This is a genomic window from Roseibium sp. MMSF_3412 (assembly GCF_030733265.1).
Lineage (GTDB): Bacteria > Pseudomonadota > Alphaproteobacteria > Rhizobiales > Stappiaceae > Roseibium.
In genome coordinates this window covers 129,274-143,559 of the sequence record NZ_JASHJI010000011.1, presented here as the reverse complement: position 1 = coordinate 143,559, position 14,286 = coordinate 129,274, and the positions used below count along the sequence as shown (strand labels likewise).

Here is a 14,286-nt window from a genome sequence, read left to right as displayed (position 1 = left end):
GGTGCTTTGCCGCGCTTCTTTGGCACCACTGCGCATTCCGGACTGACGCATGAAAATAAAATCGGTCGAGATATTCCGCCACGACCTTCCCGTGAAGAACGGGCCCTATACCATGGCCAATGCCGAGGTCTGGGCCCTGGAAACGACACTGGTGAAGCTTGTCGCCGACAATGGCCTCGTCGGCTGGGGGGAGACATGCCCCGTTGGACCGACCTATGCCGAGGCCCATGCACAGGGCGCCCAGGCGGCGCTGACGCAAATGGCACCGGCCTTGATCGGTGAGGAGGTCCGGCCGCTCCTGTTGAACAGGGCGATGCACGCTGCGCTCAACGGGCACAATTATGCCAAGGCAGCCGTCGACATTGCCGCGCATGATCTCCTCGGCAAACACTATGGTGTGCGTGTTGCCGATCTGATCGGCGGCGCGGCGCGGGACCGGGTTCCATCCTACTACGCGACCGGCGTCGGAGCGCCGGATGAAATTGCCCGGATCGCGGCCGCAAAGCGGGACGAAGGCTATCCCCGCCTTCAGATCAAGGTCGGCGGGCGCCCCGTGGAAACAGACATCGAGACCATCCGCAAGGTCTGGGAAACGGTCTCGGGTTCCGGCATGCGCCTAGCCGTCGATGGCAACCGGGGCTGGACGACGCGCGATGCCTTGCGCGTCAGCCGGGAATGTCCGGACATCCCCTTTGTCATGGAACAGCCCTGCAACCGGATCGAGGACCTTCAGAAGATCCGGCCACAGGTCAGCCACGCGATCTACATGGACGAGAGCGGTGTCGATCTGGCAACGATCATGCGTGCGGCAGGGCTCGGGATTGTCGACGGTTTCGGCATGAAGGTTACCCGGATCGGTGGTTTGCAGCAGATGGCGGCGTTCCGGGACATTTGCGAGGCGCTCAATCTGCCGCACACCTGCGACGATTCCTGGGGTGGTGACATCATTGCCGCTGCCTGCACGCATGTCGCGGCGACAGTCAAGCCCGCCCTGCTCGAAGGGGTCTGGCTTGCCGAGCCGATGATCGAAACGCCCTACTCGAAGAACAAGGGCGTCACGATCCGGCGCGGCCACATTGACCTTCCGACCGGGCCGGGTCTTGGCATCGACGTGGACGAGGCCCTGTTCGGGGCTCCCATCGCGACCTTCTGAAGGGAGACGCAACATGCGATTTTCAGGCAAGAGAGCGCTGGTGACCGGAGCCGCAGGCGGGATCGGCGAAGTCATCACAGCGATGCTGCGTGCCGAGGGAGCCATGGTCGCTGCGGCTGACCGGAATTGCGCGGAAATTGACGCGGATGCACGGCTGGAAGGTGACCTGCTGGACGCCCGTTATTGCGATAGCCTGCCGTCGGTTGCCGCCGAAGCGCTCGGTGGTCTCGACATCATCATCAACAATGCGGGTGTCATCACACGGGGACCGGTGACGGAAACGACGGATGCGGATTTTGCGCTGTCGCTCGGCGTCAACGTTGAAGCGCCGTTCCGGATCTGCCGGGCGGCAATCCCGATCCTTGCCGCAAGCGGCGGTGGAGCAATCGTCAACACGGCGTCCTGCTGGGGCGTTCATCCGGGACCGAACCATGCCGTTTACTGCATGACAAAAGCCGCGATTGCCTCGCTGACCCAGTGCATGGGCCGGGATCACGCCCATCAGGGCATCAGGATCAATGCGGTCTGCCCGAACGAAGTCGACACGCCCATGCTCAGAACAGGATTTGAGGCGCGTGGCTTCGACCCGCAATCGGCAATCGAGGAGCTTGGCAAAACCGTGCCGCTCGGCCGGGTGGCGCGGCCGGATGACATAGCCGAAGTCGTCCTGTTTCTTGCTTCCGATGCAGCGCGCTACATGTGCGGAGCGCTGATCGAGGTCAATGGCGGGAAATCCGTGTCATGACGCGCTTTGCAGGGAAAATTGCCGTCGTCACCGGGGGGCGCAGCGGGATCGGACGGGCCATCGCACTCCGGCTGCGCAGCGAAGAGGCGCGGGTGTTCACGGTTCAACGCGGAGACGATCCCGAGTTTGAACGTGTCCGCGCCGATCTGTCGGATCCGCAGGAACCGGCCAGGGTGATTGACGAGGTCGTCGCGCAGGCAGGAGGACTGGACATTCTGGTCAACAATGCCGGCGTCATGCAGGAAGCGTCGGTGGAGGACATGGATCTGGCCGGCTGGCAGCGCTCTCTCGCCGTCAATCTGACTGCGCCTTTCCTGCTGATAAAGCATGCCTTGCCGCATTTGAAGAAAAGCCCTGGCGCAATCGTCAATGTCGGGTCCATCGAAGGCATCGGCTGCAATGGGAATCACGCCGCCTATTCGGCCTCAAAGGCCGGGTTGCACGGCCTGACGCGCGCGGTCGCTGTCGATCACGGCAAGGACGGCATCCGCTGCAATGCGGTCGCACCGGGCTGGATCGACACCGATCTCAATCTTGATTTTGTCAACGCGATGCCGGATCCGGACGCCTTCCGCCGCGATGTCGGGTCTCTCCATCCGGTCGGGCGTACGGGCGACCCGGAAGAAGTCGCCGCGCTGGTCGCCTTCCTCGCGGCGCGGGAGAGTGGTTTCATCACGGGCCAGACCTATGTGGTCGATGGTGGCCGGATGACCAGGCTGAGCCTGCCTTGAGCGAATTTGTCTCAGGCGAAAGCCGGCGCACCGCCTTGGAACGCGGCTCGGATTTCAGACGCCATGGAATTGATCAGGCCGGTATCCTGACCCTGTCCGGCACCAATCACCAGTTTGGAAGATGGCGTTGGCACAAAGCCCTGTTTCTCGCCGAGAACTGTCATGGAATGGTCTATGGAGGACTTGCCGAGAACGCCGACGGCGACACCGGCCTCGACCGCTGCCTTCACCCCTGCAACGCTCTGGCTTGAATAGACCACGCGATAGGCTTTTACGGCTGAGGTGAGCGAGGCGATGGCAGCTTCGCGCCACCAGCAGGCACGGTCGAACAGGGCGACGGGCAACGGCTCCATGTCCAGGAGGTTTCTGTGCTTGCTCATGACCCAGTGGGTGGGGTCTTCGTAGACGACCTCTTCACCGGGAGCGGGGTTTTGAACCTCGTAGACGGCAAGGTCCAGGCGGCCTTTCGACAGCATGTCCGGAAAGTCGGGGCTGAGCGAACAGGTGACGTCCAGTTGAACCTGCGGATGGGACCGGGCGAAGTTGCCGACAATCTGCGTCAGTTTTGCGCGTCCGTGATCATCGGGAATTCCAAGCCGCAACGTTCCGCGCAACGGTGTTGCGGTGAGGTCGCGCAGCGTCGCGTCCAGTCTTGCCGTCACGTCTTTTGCGACCGGATAGAGCTGTTTCCCCGCATCGGTCAGGATGACCCCGCGCCCGTTCCGATGGAAGACGCTCTGGCCAACAGTCTGTTCAAGCCGTGCAATCTGGAGACTGATCGCGGATTGCGAGCGCCCGATCCGTGCTCCGCCGTCCGTGATACTGCCGGTTTCGGCGACCGCCAGAAATGTCCTCAGGAGATCGCTGTCGAGATTTGACATTGATTTTCTCAATATCTGAAATTGAAGCTATTCATTTTTCTTATAAAGAAGACACGGTTATCCTGCGCCCGTCAATCAGGAGAGCCGTCCATGAACGTCCAGCAAACGACCTTGGCACGTAGCAGGAGCCGCATCTGGCGTCACACGGGGCTTGCAGCCCTCATCATCATCCCTGTTCTGGTCTGGCCGGACTTTGTCATTGATGGACTGAGGTTCTCGCTCCTCGGCCTTGTCGCTGTTTCCCCGCTCGTCGTGCCCGGCATTCTGCTGACGGCCTGGATCATGGCGAGTGGCGCAGACAGGATCATCAGCCGTGCTTTCGAAGGGCGCATGTTGCGTGCGATCGTTGCCGCTTCCCTGATCGGTGCGGTCACGCCCGTTTGCGGTGTCACGATCCTGCCGCTCATGGTGGGTCTGCTGGCGGCCGGCGTGCCGCTTGCGCCCGTTATGGCGTTCTGGCTGTCCTCTCCAGTGACCGACCCGGCCATGCTGGCAACCACGGCGGCGACACTCGGCCTTGCCTTTGCCGTTGGCAAGACGGTTGCGGCCTTCGGCCTGGGTCTCTTCGGCGGGGCCGTGACGGCAATTCTCAGCAGGCAACACGCAGTCGGCGACATACTGCGCACAGGCGGTTTCGCCTCGGACCTTGCGTCCGGCACATGCTGCGGTGCCGCCTCGTTTGAGCCGCGCGTCTGGCGTGAAACCGAAAGGCGTGCCGCGTTTCGCCGCCAGGCTGCGGCGACGACGCGGCTGATCCTGATCTGCCTGATCCCGGCTTTTTTCGCCGAATTCGCCCTCAATGCCGTGCTGACGCCCGGCTCGCTCGCACAGTATGTGGGCGACGACAAGTGGTGGGCCATTCCGGCAGCCGTCTTCGTCGGGGCTCCAGCCTATATCGACGGCTACGCGGCCCTGCCGCTGACCCGTGCGCTTGTCGACAACGGCATGTCCCCCGGTGCCGCCATGGCGTTCCTCGTCTCGGGCGGCGTGGTCAGCATCTGGGGTGCCCTGGCGATATTCCCGGTCCTGAAGCTGCGTCCGTTCCTGCTCTACCTGGCGCTTGCGGTCACGGGGTCGGTAATGGCCGGTTATGCCTTCGGCTGGGTTGTTTGATGGCCTGGTGGCTAAGTGACCTCATTCCGCTCGCAAAAATGGACAAGCACACGAGTGCCAGTGGCCGATCCTTCGAGACAGCGCCGGCGCGCTTCCTCAGGATGAGGACTTTTACTCTCGATTGTCATCCCCGACTTGATCGGGGATCTACTCGCTTCCAGAGCGAATTTTTTTGCCAAATTGCCTGCGGCAGCAAGACAAGCGGCGGTCGTTTTCCCGGGATGTGGTTGATCTGCATGGATCCCTCTCGCGCGTTTATTCCGCCGCCGCCCGCCACTCTTTCCAGCGCAGAACCATGTTGGCGCCGAGCTCGCGGAACGGCTGCGGCGGCAGCTTTTTCGGGCGGGCCTCAGCGCCGAAATGGCGGGTAATCTCGCTCGAGCGGCCGCAGGCCAGATCGGCTGCACCCATGCCGGTGAGGGTTCCGCGTGCGGTTCCAAGGCCGTTCTGGACGCAACCGGAATAAACGCCGTCTTCCAGCTCCCGCATCACCGCGACCGAATTCAGGCTGAGGCATAGATGCCCGGCCCACCGGTATTCCATCTTCATGCCGGCGAGTTGCGGAAACCGCTGGTCGAATTTGCGCTGCATGACACACGCAGCCCGCTCGAGGCTTTTTGCTGGCGGCCGCATGTCGGGTTTCAGGAGCGCGCAGGTCCGCGTCACGATCCGGTTGCCGCCCTGCGCGGTATCGATTCGCCGCATGGTTGTTCCCATGGGGTCAGAGGGGGTCACGCCCCAGCGCGGTGAGCCGCCAAGTCTTGCAAGCTGGTCTGCATCCAGTTCGGGGGTCATCACCGCGAACAGGAACAATTGCATCAGACGGTCCTGTTCATAGCCGAAACTCTCCAGATGTCCATTGACGGTGAGAATGATTTTCTTCGCCGCGACATGCCCCTTCGGGGTAACGACCTTCCAGGCGGCGCCATCGCGTTCGAACTGCGTCACGGGGCTGTTCTCGAAGACGCGAACGCCGGCGGTTCTCAGCCCCAGTGCCAGGCCGCGGATGTAACCGGCAGGCTGCAGCATCACGGTTCCCGGCGTGTAGAGACCGGACAGATAGTGGCGGCTCCCGGTGATCTCCGACATCCGGGCCTCGTCCAGCATCTCGAAGGCTTCCCCGAGACCGGCCAGGTGTTTGGCATAGCTTTCGTTGTGCTGGACCGCCTTGGTGCTGGCCGCGCCGTTGATCTTGCCCGCCCGGTCGAAGAAATTCGGGTCGATCCCATAGGCCTCGACCGCCTTGCCGGCAAAGTCGATGGCTTTGCGGTTGAGGCTGGTGATCGCCTGATCGTCACCAGCGCCCGCATAGTCTTCGGAATTCAGCTCATGCGGCAGGTCGATCATGAAACCGGAATTGCGTCCGGCCGAACTCTCCGCGATCCTGCACGCATCCAGAACCACGACACGCACAGCCGGATCAATCTCGGTCAGGCGCCGGGCTGCCGAAAGACCGGCAAATCCGGCCCCCACGATCACGACATCCGCTGTTGTGGAACCGGGCAGGTCCTCCGGCACCGGCTGGTCCGCCAGTATCCGGTTCCAGGCGGCTGGTCCCGCCAGGTCCGGAAGTGTTTTGGCGCACCGGGTCGCTGTCATCCGACGGCCTCGTCTCCGTCGTCGGACAGATCGATCCAGATCGTCTTGAGCTGCGTGTACTGGTCATGGGCGGCAAGGCTGTTGTCGCGGCCGCCGAACCCGGATTGCCTGTAGCCGCCGAACGGCGTTGCAATATCGCCTTCGCCGAAACAGTTGACCGTCACGGTGCCCGCCCGGATGGCACGTGCCCCGCGCAGCGCCTTTTTGGTATTGGCGGTGAAGATCGAGGCGGCGAGACCGTATTCGGTGGAATTGGCCAGCTCGATGGCCTCATCGAAACCGGTGACCGTCATGACGTTGAGAACCGGTCCGAAAATCTCTTCTCGCGCAACACTGGTCCCCGCCGGTGCTTCCAGGATCGTCGGTTCGACAAAGGCATTGTCCTGCGTCTTGCCGCCCATCAGCACGGTCGCACCGGTGTCCAGATACGACGATACCTTGCCGAAATGCGCTGATGAGACCAGGGCGCCGACACGGTGTTCCGGATCGAGCGGGTCTCCCATGGTCCACTCCCGTGCATGGGCAAAAACGCGTTCCAGCAGCGCGTCCTTCACGTCCCCTTCGACGATGAGCCGCGAACTGGCGGAGCAGTTCTCGCCCATGTTCCAGAACGCGCCGTTGACGATATGCGCCGCCACGCGATCAAGATTTTCCGCGTCCTTCAGAACGACGCTCGGGTTCTTGCCGCCCATTTCCAGGACGACTTCCTTCAGATTGCTGTCGGCCGCATACCTGAGGAACCGGCGGCCGGTCTCCGTCGATCCGGTGAAGGAGATCATGTCGACGTCCATGTGCCTGCCGAGCGGTTCGCCAACCTCCGGGCCGCTGCCCGGAACGACATTGAGAACGCCGCGCGGTATGCCGGCTTCCATGGCAAGTTCGGCAACACGCAGCGCGGTGAGCGAGGTCTCCTCCGCCGGTTTCACGATCACCGAACACCCTGCGGCGAGCGCCGGACCGATTTTCCAGGCCAGCATCAGAAGCGGAAAGTTCCAGGGCAGGACGAGGCCGACAACACCGACCGGTTCGCGCACGATCATGGCAATATGGTCATCGGACGCCGGGGAGACCTGATCGTAGATCTTGTCGATCGCCTCCGCGTGCCACTTGAGGCAATGGATCGTTTCCGGAACGTCCACGGTCTCGCAATCGAGGATCGTCTTGCCGCTGTCGACACTCTCCATGACCGCAAGCTCGCGCCGGTTGCGCGTCAACAGCTTCGCAAAACGAATGAGGATGTCCTTGCGCTCCGACGGATGCATCCTGGACCAGCGTCCATCCTCGAACGCTTCGCGCGCCTTCAGAACCGCGAAATCGACATCTTCCGCGCCGCAGGCCGCGACCGCTGCAAGCGTCTCACCTGTTGCCGGGTTGACCGTCGCGAACGTCTTTCCCGACGCGGCGGGACGATAACTACCGTCGATGAAGGCGTTTGTCGGCAGCGCGAGTTTTGCGGCAAGGGCCCGGTATTCTTCGTGTGTCAGAAGATCAGTCATGCTCACGCTCCCGCCGAGATATCTTGGATGGTGGATTTGAGGACGCGGATGACCTGTTCCAGCTGACGCTTGTCGTCCTTGTTCAGTGCCTTCAGGGGTGGCCGCGGCGGGCCTGCGCGAAGGCCGGTCATTTCGACGCCGTGCTTGACGCACTGAATGAACTTGCCGCCCTGTTCCAGAACACGCATCAGAGGCATCATGGCGGACATGATCCGGCGGCCCTTGGTAAAGTCGCCTTCCACGGCACAGGCCCGGTAAAGGGCGACGTGCTCATGCGGCAGGAAGTTAGATCCGGCACAGACCCAGCTGCGCGCACCCCAGGCAAAGAACTCGAGGGCCTGATCGTCCATTCCGCAGGACATCTGGATATGAGGATAGTCACGCGCGAGCAAATGGACCCGGTTGATGTCGCCGGAACTCTCCTTGATCGCGCAGACATTGCGCGAGCGGCCGACCCGGTCGAGAAACTCCTCGCCCATGTTCACGCCCATGCGTCCGGGATAGTTGTAGAGCATGATCGGCAGGTCGGCGGCCCGGTCGATGGTCAGGACATTGAGCGCGTTTTCGCGTTCCGTCGGGACTGCGTAGGGCGGCGTTGCCACAAGCAGTGCGGCGGCGCCGATTTTTGCGCCACCCTCTGCGAGGGCAACGGAATCCGGTGTCCGCATGGTTCCTGTCCCGATGATCAGGGGCAGCCGTCCGGCCAGTTTTTCATGCGTGAAGCGCGCCAGTTCGAGCCGCTCCTCGACGGTCTGGGTATAGTTCTCACCGGTCGACCCGCCGGAAATCAGTCCGTGGACGCCGCTGTCGACAAGGTGGTCGATCACCTTTTCAAGCGCATCCCAGACGACATTGCCGTCGTCGTCATAAGGGGTGACCACGGGCGTATAGATGCCCTCGAAAGCCATGATGGGTGTCATAAGGTCCTCATGCGGATTTCTGTTTTGGCGGGACACCAAGCGGTGCTTCCAGCCCGTCCGGCATCACGAACAATTCAATCTGGTCGCGTGACAGTGCCCAATGCTCCAGAGCCAGCTCTGCGGCCCGGTCCTCGTCGCCGTTCTCGATGCAGGCGATCATCTCGTCGTGCTGGGCGCATGCCAGCGCGAGACGGTCTTCCTTCGCACCCGACTTCGGCTTGAAAAACGTCATCGCAATTCTTGTATGGTCGATCAGCAGCCTGTCGAGGCTGGCAAGCAGGTAGCTGTTGCCGGCCATCTGACCGGTGATGCGGTGAAACAGGTCATTGGTCAGCGCCCGCTCGGTGGTGTCGCCCGATTGAAGCGCCGTGCGAAAGGCTTCCTGCGCCCGTTTCAGGTCTTCGATCTGGGACGGTCTGGCGTTCTGAACGGCAAGACGAAGGATCGAGCTGTAGATGAGCGGCGCTGCCAGGAAGAAATCGCGAAGCGTATAGTGGGTCATGTCGGATACACGCGCGCCGCGGTTCTGCTGCAGCACCACGAAACCTTCGCCGGCCAATTGCTGCAGCACTTCGCGCAAGGGAGTGCGCGACAGGCCGTACCGGTCGCACAGCTCGCCTTCTTCGAGCGTGCTTCCCGGCACCCGGTCGAGTGTCAGGATGGCTCGTTTGAGATCTTCATAGGCGAGCGACTTAGCGCTGCCGCGCACATTGGGCATGACACCTTCCCCGACCGATTTTTGTTGACCTGTTTGTATACATGATGAATACAATAGCAACACAAGAATTATACAAAGGCGTTGCCGAGGCTCATGAACCGGAGGCGACAAAGGCCGGAGAAAAGCGACATGTCCCGCACAACCGACGTCAGCTTTCTTTTGCTGGACGATTTTTCCCATATTGCGTTTTCGTGCGCGGTCGAGCCGTTGCGCATTGCTAATCTTTTGTCGGGCAAGGAGCTCTACCGATGGCGTCTGGTCGCGCCGTCGGGGGAAAGCGCGGTCTGTTCCAACCGCACCGTCACCCTGGTGGATCAGGGTCTTGATCCGCTTCCGCCGCGTGGCAGCCTGTTCCTGATTTCCGGTCTCAACGTGGGCGAACGTGCCTCCCCGGAAGTCCTCTCCTTCATTCGCCGCGAACGTGCGCGCGGCACCCGGATCGGCGCGCTCTGTTCAGGTGCGTTCGTGCTTGCCAAGGCAGGCCTCCTCGACAACCGGCGAGCAGCCATGCACTGGGCCTTTCATGACAGCTTCCAGGAAAACTTTCCCGAGGTCGAACTGGTGCGAAATGTCTTTGTCGCCGACGAAGCCTTTGTGACCGCGTCCGGAGGAACCGCCGCGACCGACCTGATGCTGCACCTGATCGGGGAAACCCATGGTCTTGATCTGGCGATGGCGATCGCCGATCAGATGGTCTATTCGGGCGTGCGTCCGGCACATGCAACGCAACAGATTTCGGTTCAGGCCCGCTACGGTATCCGCAATCCGCATATCGCGGAGGCGATCCGTCTTCTGAACGAAAGCGCACCGTTCTTCATGCCGACTTCCGAGATCGCCCGGCGTATCGGCATTTCGACACGCCAGCTGGAGCGGCTGTTCCAGAAACACCTGAAGATGTCGCCGAAGAAATTTGCGATCAATCAGAAGCTGACCAAGGCGCGCAATCTTTTGCTGCAGACCGAACAATCCATTTCGGAAATCGCGCTCGCCTGCGGATACGAGTCGCCTTCGCACTTTATCCGCACCTATCAGAACCGCTTTGGCGTGACCCCGCACAATCAGAGGGTGTTCGCGCAGGATACCCAGTCGGTGCACCAGATGGCGTGAGCCGGAAAGGCGGCGGTGCTGCCTGGCGGGCGTTTCAATTCAGCGGCAGTCTTCGGAACCGGCCCGGCATGTCCGGATCATGAAAATGATCGAGAGGCCCGTTCTCGGTGAAGTGCCTGTGCCAGTGGGCGAGGGCGCTGCGGTCGAGGGTGACACCAAGCCCCGGACCCTCGGGCACGGCAATCACGTCATTGGTCTGGCGAAAGGGACCGCCCTCGATGACATCGCCGACCTGCCAGCGGAACAAGGACTGGCTCGGTTCGGTGATCCAGGGCATTGCCGCCGACATGTGCAGGTAACCTGCAGTGGCGATGCCCGCATCTCCCGAGTAACACCAGAAGCCGACGCCCATTGCCTCGCAGGCGCCGATGAACCGGACGGTCCGGGCAATGCCGCCCAGCACGGCGAAATTGGTTACGATGTAATCCGGTGCTCCCAGGCTGACGGCGCGGCGGATGTCCGGAACATGCGTTGACAGTCGGATCGAGGAGTGTTTGCGCAGTTCCGCCATTTCCTCGAAGGTCGCGACCGGGTCTTCATAGTTGCGGATATCGTAGGGTTCGATCTCCCGGAAGATCCGGATCGCACTCGGCAGCGACCATTGCATGTTGCTGTCCAGCCGCAGCATGTCGTTCGGCCCGAGTGCTGCGCGCAGGGCCTTGACCGTATCGATCTCGAGCTTCGGATCTCCGAGGATCAGCTTGCCCTCGAACATGGTTGCACCGTGCTCCTCACGCATGCGCAGGCAATAGTCGGCTATCTCCCCGGGGCTCGTTTCGCCGCCGGCCCGAAAGGCAAAATACTCGGTGAACGGGATTTCCTTGCGCACGGCCCCGCCGAGCAGCTTGTAAAGCGGCTCATCCGACACCTTCCCCCGCAGGTCCCACAAGGCAATCTCGATCGCGCCGAACGCTTTCACGACGGAACTGTCATCGGTGTTCTGCACGATCTGCCAGGGTGGAACACACAGGCTTTCGCATCCGGCGATATCGAGCGGATCCGCGCCGATCAACCGCTCGCCCATGTGCCGGATCGTCGTCAGAACATCAACGGACGGGGCTTCGCCGAGGCCGGTGAGGCCCTGGTCGGTCTGCACCTCGATGATGGTTTTCGACGTGCCCGGATAGTGGCCGCCAGTCCACCACATCGGTTTTTCCAGGGGGATGTTGACCGGCGTTGCCTTGAGGCCGGTGATCTTAATACCAGGCATCGGGCAGCTCTTCTTTCCGGCGTGCAACAAAGACTTCGAGTTCTTCGCGTGTCGCTGGGTCCATCGCCGGAGGCTGGTACTCCTCCAGCATGGCCTGCCAGCGCTCGAATGCACGCTGGCGCATGTCCTTCGATCCGCCTTCCTCCCAGCTTTCCACGTTTTCGCTGTCCGACAGCCGGGGTTCGTAAAATGCTGTCTGGTAGTTCCGCATGGTGTGTGCCGACCCGAGGAAGTGCCCGCCCGGTCCGATTTCGCTGTAGGCGTCGCGCGCAAATGCTTCATCCGACGTATCGAGACCGCCCGAAAGGACCTTCTGGTAAGAGCCAAGCCTGTCGGCATCCATGATCAGTTTCTCAAACCCCGTGCACAGCCCGCCTTCCAGCCAGCCCGCCGCATGCAGAACGAAGTTCGCTCCGGCCAGCATGGTCGAATGCATGCTGTCGGCACTTTCATAGGCGGCCTGGGCATCTTCGATTTTCGATGCGGTCAGCGAGCCGCCGCATCTGAGCGGCAATCCCGCCCGGCGCGCGAGCTGTCCGATGGCATAGTTGGAGACGACCGGCTCCGGCATGCCGAATGTCGGGGCTCCGCTCTTCAGGCTCATGGAACTTAGAAAGTTACCGAGGACAAAAGGCGCGCCCGGCCGGATCAACTGCGAGAATGCGCACACCATCATCGCCTCCGCCATGGCCTGTGAAATGGAGGCCGCCGTTGAAACCGGCCCCATGGCGCCGGACAGGATAAACGGTACGACAACGATCCCCTGTCCGCGTCCGCAATAAACGCGCACGGCTTCGCTCACCACCTTGTCCACCAGCAGTGGCGAGTTGGTGTTGACGTTGCCCATGATGACACATTCTCTGTCCATCACCTCGCGCCCGAAAACGATCTCGGCCATGGCGACGCTGTCTTCGGCCCGGCTCATTTCTGTGATGGCCCCGAGATGCGGCTTATCGCTCAAGGTCATGTGGGCGAACAGCATGTCGAGGTGGCGTTTCGACACCGGGACATCGCAGGGTTCGCAGGTCACGAAACCGCCGTGATGCAGATAGGGGTGCATGTAGGTGAGCTTTACGAGTTTCTCGAAGCTCGCCATGTCGCCATATCTGCGTCCGCCTTCCAGGTCGCGCACGAAGGGCGATCCATAGACCGGTGCGAACACCTGATTGGTGCCGCCGATCGTCACCGACCTTTCCCGGTTTCGCGCGACTTGTGTGAATTCGCGAGGTGCCTCGCGGCAAAGCGTGCGGATAAAGTCGGCGTCTGCGCGCACGAGATCGCCATCGAGCCGCGCACCGGCCTCACGCCAGATCCGCAAGGCCTCGGGGTCGTCGCGGAAGGCGACGCCGACCTCTTCGAATATCCAGTCGACCTGCGCTTCGAGCGCCACGACCTGTTCTTCGTCAAGGAGGTTCATGTCAGGCAGGACGCGCCTGATGAACGGAGCGTCCGGTTTACTAGTCGCGCTGCGTCCGCGCGCAGCGCGTGCGCGTCTGGCCATGGGCTTGCCTTTCACAGGTCCGATGCGTCAAGGCTAGTGCGCGCGATCCGGCTTGTGACGATTGAAAAAAATCAGGCTTTGCATAAACTGACATTATGCAAAGCCTTTGGAAAATCGTTGGATCTCCGCGCTACATTCTCATTTTTGAGGCGGCGGCACGCCATGGATCCTTTACCCGGGCGGCATCGGAGCTCAATGTTCAGCAGCCGGCAGTCAGTGCGGCAATCAAACAGCTCGAACAGGCCCTTGGCACGCCGTTGTTCCTCAGGTCGCACAAGAAGATCGAGTTGACGCCGGTCGGGGCAAGTTACTATGCCGAGGTGTCGAAGGCGCTGAACCAGATTCTCGAAGCGACCCGCGCCGTGCAGTCGGAAGCCAGAAACGCGATTGTCACCCTGTGCGCATCGACGGCCTTCAACACCTATTGGATGATGCCGCGCCTCAGAACATTGCGCGATCTCTATCCCGAAATCGACCTGCGTCTTCAATCGAGCGACCGGGAACCGGATATTGACGAAGAGGGCATTTCCCTGGCCGTTCGGCGCGGAGACGGGCACTGGCCGGGCTGTCATGCCTTTTTGATCGCACCGGAAGTCATCTATCCGATCGCCAGTCCGGGCTTGATGCAAAGAACCGGTCTCGGCTGCAAGGAAGACATTGTCGCCGCGACGCTGATCCATCTGGAGGAGCCGGTGCGCGAACGGCCCGGATGGAAGGATTGGTTCGAGGCACAGAACTGCAAGGTGACGATCCCGCCGTCGGGCCTCAGGCTGAACGACTACGCCCTTGTTCTGAATGCCGCAATCTCGGGTGAAGGTTTTGCATTCGGATGGAACCATCTGGCCGCCGACCTAGTCGCCAACAATCTGCTAAGCGCGCGCCCGGAATGGAGCTGGCACACCGGTATGGGGTTTTACCTTGTCTGGTCGAAAGCGCGTCCGCTCAGCGAGAATGCGCAGCGGGTCAGGGACTGGTTCATTTCCGCAGCCGGCAACCGGCGACCCGCAAAGTGAATGGCCGCAGCTGCCGCGGCCTCCGTCCAATTGCAGATTTTGTGTATGTAATTGCTCTTGCGCAAATTGCATCATTAATAGTATTGAAGCAGTAAAAAC

The 14,286-nt window shown here is 61.6% G+C and carries 13 protein-coding genes; 6 read left to right on the top strand and 7 right to left on the bottom strand.

What is annotated here, in order from left to right; translation table 11 throughout:
* Window positions 1-49: 49 nt before the first annotated feature.
* Genes RBB49_RS19080 through RBB49_RS19070 form a run of 3 tightly spaced genes read left to right on the top strand, consistent with a single transcriptional unit; the run spans window position 50 to window position 2,629 of the window.
* Window positions 50-1,153, top strand: a complete 1,104-nt coding sequence (locus RBB49_RS19080; protein WP_306144467.1) for a mandelate racemase/muconate lactonizing enzyme family protein — start codon at window positions 50-52, stop codon at window positions 1,151-1,153.
* A 13-nt stretch (window positions 1,154-1,166) separates the two neighbouring features.
* The gene (locus RBB49_RS19075; RefSeq protein WP_306144466.1) at window positions 1,167-1,898 is read left to right on the top strand and encodes an SDR family NAD(P)-dependent oxidoreductase; all 732 of its coding nucleotides are present in this window, start codon (window positions 1,167-1,169) and stop codon (window positions 1,896-1,898) included.
* On the top strand, window positions 1,895-2,629 hold the full coding sequence (locus tag RBB49_RS19070) for an SDR family NAD(P)-dependent oxidoreductase (protein WP_306144464.1): 735 nt from the start codon (window positions 1,895-1,897) through the stop codon (window positions 2,627-2,629). Before RBB49_RS19075 ends, RBB49_RS19070 begins: the two co-directional genes overlap by 4 nt.
* Window positions 2,630-2,640: 11 nt before the next feature.
* On the opposite strand, the gene RBB49_RS19065 is transcribed toward RBB49_RS19070, so the two are convergent.
* Entirely contained in the window at window positions 2,641-3,510 is an 870-nt protein-coding gene (locus tag RBB49_RS19065) for a LysR family transcriptional regulator (RefSeq protein ID WP_306144463.1), read from the bottom strand.
* A 90-nt stretch (window positions 3,511-3,600) separates the two neighbouring features.
* Here RBB49_RS19065 and RBB49_RS19060 point away from each other — a divergent pair, with 90 nt between their 5' ends.
* Window positions 3,601-4,623, top strand: coding sequence for a permease (locus RBB49_RS19060; protein WP_306144462.1), 1,023 nt, complete (start codon window positions 3,601-3,603; stop codon window positions 4,621-4,623).
* Between the two features lie 255 nt (window positions 4,624-4,878).
* Here RBB49_RS19060 and RBB49_RS19055 read toward each other — a convergent pair whose 3' ends face one another.
* Genes RBB49_RS19055 through RBB49_RS19040 form a run of 4 tightly spaced genes read right to left on the bottom strand, consistent with a single transcriptional unit; the run spans window position 4,879 to window position 9,347 of the window.
* Window positions 4,879-6,222: an FAD-binding oxidoreductase gene (locus RBB49_RS19055; protein WP_306144461.1), complete on the bottom strand. Its 1,344-nt coding sequence runs from the start codon at window positions 6,220-6,222 to the stop codon at window positions 4,879-4,881.
* Entirely contained in the window at window positions 6,219-7,718 is a 1,500-nt protein-coding gene (locus tag RBB49_RS19050) for an aldehyde dehydrogenase (protein WP_306144460.1), read from the bottom strand. Before RBB49_RS19050 ends, RBB49_RS19055 begins: the two co-directional genes overlap by 4 nt.
* A 2-nt stretch (window positions 7,719-7,720) precedes the next feature.
* Entirely contained in the window at window positions 7,721-8,626 is a 906-nt protein-coding gene (locus tag RBB49_RS19045; protein WP_306144519.1) for a dihydrodipicolinate synthase family protein, read from the bottom strand.
* 19 nt (window positions 8,627-8,645) lie between these two features.
* Window positions 8,646-9,347, bottom strand: a complete 702-nt coding sequence (locus RBB49_RS19040) for a GntR family transcriptional regulator (protein ID WP_306144518.1) — start codon at window positions 9,345-9,347, stop codon at window positions 8,646-8,648.
* Between the two features lie 138 nt (window positions 9,348-9,485).
* On the opposite strand from RBB49_RS19040, the gene RBB49_RS19035 reads away from it, so the two are divergent.
* The gene (locus RBB49_RS19035) at window positions 9,486-10,463 is read left to right on the top strand and encodes a GlxA family transcriptional regulator (protein ID WP_306144459.1); all 978 of its coding nucleotides are present in this window, start codon (window positions 9,486-9,488) and stop codon (window positions 10,461-10,463) included.
* Window positions 10,464-10,497: 34 nt separating this feature from the next.
* Here the strand turns inward: RBB49_RS19035 and RBB49_RS19030 are convergent, their stop codons facing one another.
* Window positions 10,498-11,673 carry a mandelate racemase/muconate lactonizing enzyme family protein gene (locus tag RBB49_RS19030; protein ID WP_306144458.1) on the bottom strand — a complete coding sequence of 392 codons (1,176 nt, stop codon included), beginning with the start codon at window positions 11,671-11,673 and terminating at the stop codon, window positions 10,498-10,500.
* Window positions 11,660-13,174 (bottom strand): trimethylamine methyltransferase family protein, encoded by a 1,515-nt coding sequence (locus RBB49_RS19025; protein WP_306144457.1) that lies wholly within the window; start codon window positions 13,172-13,174, stop codon window positions 11,660-11,662. The genes RBB49_RS19030 and RBB49_RS19025 overlap by 14 nt, the downstream gene beginning before the upstream one ends.
* Window positions 13,175-13,269: 95 nt before the next feature.
* On the opposite strand from RBB49_RS19025, the gene RBB49_RS19020 reads away from it, so the two are divergent.
* Entirely contained in the window at window positions 13,270-14,187 is a 918-nt protein-coding gene (locus tag RBB49_RS19020) for a LysR substrate-binding domain-containing protein (protein WP_306144456.1), read from the top strand.
* Window positions 14,188-14,286 lie beyond the last annotated feature (99 nt).